The organism is Sinomonas sp., from assembly GCF_051955515.1.
Taxonomy (GTDB): Bacteria; Actinomycetota; Actinomycetes; order Actinomycetales; family Micrococcaceae; genus Sinomonas.
Genome location: NZ_JBQCGQ010000252.1, coordinates 1 through 3,877 on the forward strand (window position 1 = coordinate 1; position 3,877 = coordinate 3,877).

General features: G+C 70.8%; 4 protein-coding genes. All 4 read left to right on the plus strand.

Going from position 1 to position 3,877, the window contains the following annotated elements; genetic code table 11:
• Positions 1–120: 120 nt before the first annotated feature.
• A complete protein-coding gene (gene prfA, locus ACTHL9_RS15130) occupies positions 121–1,194 on the plus strand; it encodes a peptide chain release factor 1 (RefSeq protein WP_440520112.1) in 1,074 nt (357 codons plus the stop codon).
• Positions 1,195–1,198: 4 nt separating this feature from the next.
• Positions 1,199–2,104 carry a peptide chain release factor N(5)-glutamine methyltransferase gene (prmC, locus tag ACTHL9_RS15135; protein WP_440520113.1) on the plus strand — a complete coding sequence of 302 codons (906 nt, stop codon included), beginning with the start codon at positions 1,199–1,201 and terminating at the stop codon, positions 2,102–2,104.
• Positions 2,101–2,862: an L-threonylcarbamoyladenylate synthase gene (locus ACTHL9_RS15140; protein WP_440520114.1), complete on the plus strand. Its 762-nt coding sequence runs from the start codon at positions 2,101–2,103 to the stop codon at positions 2,860–2,862. Before prmC ends, ACTHL9_RS15140 begins: the two co-directional genes overlap by 4 nt.
• On the plus strand, positions 2,855–3,877 hold a 1,023-nt coding region (locus ACTHL9_RS15145; RefSeq protein ID WP_440520115.1), incomplete at its 3' end, for a glycosyltransferase. The genes ACTHL9_RS15140 and ACTHL9_RS15145, both read left to right, overlap by 8 nt.

The window sequence follows — 3,877 nt, forward strand, 5'->3', positions numbered from 1 at the left end:
GAAGTCGGAGAACGACAAGCACTAGCTGCCCCGCACGGCGGCCGGCCCGGACACCCCGGCGCCGGCCGCCGTCGTCGTTTGTCCAGGCGCTCTCGCCCCCTTGAATAGAAAGGCCCCCCCATGTTCGAGTCCGTGAAAGGACTGCTGGACGAGCACGCAGACCTGCAGAAGCAGCTGAGCGACCCCGCCGTCTACCAGGATCAGGCGCTCGCGCGGAAGCTCGGCCGCCGTTCCGCCCAGCTCAACGGCATCGTGGAGGCCCATTCCCGCTGGAAGCAGCTCTCGGACGATCTCGAGGCCGCGCGGGAGATGGCGGCAGAGGACCCGGACTTCGCGGCCGAGGTGCCCGAGCTCGAGGCGTCCCTCGCCACCGCCCAGGAGAAGCTGCGACGCCTGCTCATCCCGCGGGACGCCAACGACGCGCGCAACGTGATCCTCGAGGTGAAGGGCGGGGAGGGCGGCGACGAGGCTGCGCTGTTCGCTGCCGATCTCCTGCGCATGTACACCCGTTACGCCGAGTCGAAGGGGTGGAAGACGGAGATCCTGTCCTCCACCGAGTCGGACCTCGGCGGTTACAAGGACGTGCAGGTCGCCATCAAGGGCTCGTCCAACGATCCGGCCGAGGGGGTGTACGCGCACCTCAAGTACGAGGGCGGCGTCCACCGCGTGCAGCGGGTGCCGGTCACGGAGTCGCAGGGCCGGATCCACACGTCCGCGGCGGGTGTGCTCGTGTTCCCCGAGGTCGACGAGCCGGAGGAGATCGAGATCAACCAGAACGACCTCAAGATCGACGTCTACCGCTCGTCCGGCCCCGGCGGGCAGTCCGTCAACACCACCGACTCGGCCGTGCGCATCACGCACCTCCCGACCGGTATCGTCGTGGCGATGCAGAACGAGAAGTCGCAGCTCCAGAACCGCGAGGCGGCCATGCGCGTGCTCCGCTCGCGCCTCCTCGCGCACCAGCAGGAGCAGATCGACGCGGAGAACGCCGAGGTCCGCAAGTCGCAGGTCCGCACCATGGACCGCTCGGAGCGAATCCGCACGTACAACTACCCCGAGAACCGCATCGCGGACCACCGCACCGGCTACAAGGCGTACAACCTCGATGCCGTCATGAATGGTGAGCTCGAGCCGGTCATTCAGTCCTGCATCGAGATGGACGAACAGCATCGCCTCGACGCACTGGGGGAGTGAGGGCGTGAGCGATCTTGCCGCCGCGCTCAGACGGGCGACGGCGGCGCTCACCGAGGCGGGCGTGCCGAGCCCGCGGGCGGACGCAGAGCTGCTTGCCGAGCACCTCATCGGCTGCGGGCTCGGGCGGCTGCGTGCGCTCGCGATCATGGGGGCAGCGGTTCCGGACGGCTTCTGGGATTCCTTCTGGGACCTGGTGGAGGAGCGAGCCAAGCGCGTGCCGCTCCAGCACCTCACGGGGACCGCGCATTTCCGCCACCTCTCCCTGAGCGTCGGGCCCGGCGTCTTCGTGCCGAGGCCAGAGACGGAGATGCTCGTGACGCTGGTCCTCGACTGGATCGCAGTCCAGGACCCGCCTCTCGGTGCGCCTGAAGTCGTCGACCTTGGAACCGGGTCCGGCGCGATCGCCGCCTCGGTCGCCGCGGAATGCCCGACGAGCAGGGTCCACGCCGTCGAGCTCTCCGAGTTCGCCCACGCCTGGGCCGCGCGCAACGTGGCGCTTCCCGAGGTCGGGGGGCGCGTCGAGCTCGTCCTCGGGGACCTCAGGACGGCGTTCCCAGAGTTGGACGGCACGGTCGACGCTGTGGTGAGCAATCCTCCCTACATCCCGGCGGGCATGGTGCCGCGCGAGCCTGAGGCAGCAGAGCACGATCCGGAACTGGCGCTCTACGGCGGCGGAGACGACGGGCTCGAGGTCCCCCTCGCCGCGATCGCGTCCGCGGCCCGTCTGCTGCGGCCGGGCGGGTTCTTCGCCATGGAACACGCCGAGGTGCAGGCCGAATCCCTGGCAGCGCGGCTGCGCGCCGCCCCTGAATGGACGGTGGTCGCATCGCACAGGGACCTCAACGGACTTCCGCGTGCCACGACGGCTGTCCGGACCGGGGCGTTCCCCGTGGAAGAATTGAGGCCGTGACGACCACGACCTACAACTGCACGGACCGGGAACGGCGAGCCGAGGGCCTCGCCCATGCGCAGCGGGCGATCGCTGCCAAGCAGTGTGTCGTGATGCCGACGGACACCGTCTACGGCATCGCGGCGGACGCGTTCTCGGCGCAGGCCGTGGCAACTCTGCTCGCCGCGAAGGGCCGCGGGCGTTCCATGCCGCCGCCCGTTCTCATCCCGCGGCTGCAGACGATGGACGGCCTCGCCACCGAAGTTCCCGAGGCCGGCCGCAGGCTCGCCGAGAGGTACTGGCCGGGGCCGCTCACCCTGATCTTCCACGCGCAGCCTTCCCTCACCTGGGATCTCGGCGACACCTACGGGACCGTCGCGCTGCGGATTCCCGACGACGAGGTCGCCCAGTCGCTCCTGACGATCACAGGTCCGCTCGCCGTGTCCTCCGCCAATCGCACGGGGCGTCCTGCGGCCCAGAGCGCAGAGGACGCGCGCGACCAGCTCGCGGAGTCGGTCGAGGTGTACCTCGACGATGGGGTGCGCCCCGTCCAGGGCTCTGGCGGCGATGCTGGAGTGCCATCGACCATCGTGGACTGCACCGGCGACCGCCTCCGCGTGGTTCGGCAGGGCGGACTGAGCCTCGAGGCACTGCGCGAGGTGGTGCCGGACATCCTCGGCTTGGGCGAGGAGCCCGGTCCGGCGGTGGAATCGGCAGCCGAAGGAGCACCAGCGGGGGAGCAGGTCCAGGGGGCGGCGGCGGAGCAGCCGCGTGACTGAGGCCCGCGCGCCTCGGGTGGTCGCCGTCGTCGTCAGCTACAACCGGCGCCAGCTCCTCGAGCGCTCGCTCGCCGCGCTCGCCGCGGGCTCTCGCCGTCCGGACGCTCTCGTGGTCGTGGACAACGCCTCGACGGACGGTTCGGCGGAGTACCTTGCGACCGTCGACCTCCCGTTCGACTATGAGCTGGTCCGGCTTGCTGAGAATACGGGCGGCGCGGGCGGCTTCACGGTGGGAATGGCGGCCGCGCTCGCCCGGCACGACCCTGACCTCATCTGGGTGATGGACGACGACACCGTGCCCCTCGCTGACACCCTCGCGGAAGCCGTGCGGCTGTGGAATGTCTGCCCGGCGGCGGACAAGCCGGCCTTCATCGCGAGCCGCGTCGTCTGGAGCGACGGGCGCGACCACCCGATGAACACCATGCGGGATCGCTGGGACGCCCCGCGTGCGGATCGCGAGCTGGCGGCGGCGCACCGCGCCCGGGTGGTCCGCTCCGCATCGTTCGTCTCGCTCTTCGTGGACGCCGCGGCCGTTCGGGACCTCGGCCTGCCTGTCGCTGACTTCTTCCTCTGGAATGACGATTTCGAGTTCACGGCGCGCCTGGCCCGCCGACGCCTTGCCTTGGCGAGCCTCGACTCCGTGGTGGAACACCACACCAAGGCGTTCAATTCGCACACGGTCGACGTCGGCGAGCGATTCCGCTTCGAGGTGCGCAACAAGATCTGGACGTTCTTCCGCTCCCCGGCGCTCTCCCCGCTGGAGAAGGTCCTCTACGGCGCCGCGACGTTGCGGCGCTGGGGGGTCATGATCCGCAGCAGTGCTCGCCCGCGCATCGTGCTGAAGGCCGGATTCGCGGGCCTGCGCGAAGCTCTCGCCCGGGCCCCGCGACCCAACGACGTGGTGCTCCAGCGCGCGGGCGGCCTTCCCCCCGTTGCGCCGGGCCCGGCCCCGGGGGGGCCCCCCCCCGGCCGGTCGGGGGGCACCCGGGGGGGGGGCCCCCCCCCCCCGGACGGG

What these genes read in the sequence shown, in the direction of transcription:
- prfA (WP_440520112.1), top strand. Translation starts at nt 121, where the DNA reads ATGTTCGAGTCCGTGAAAGGACTGCTGGACGAGCACGCAGACCTGCAG.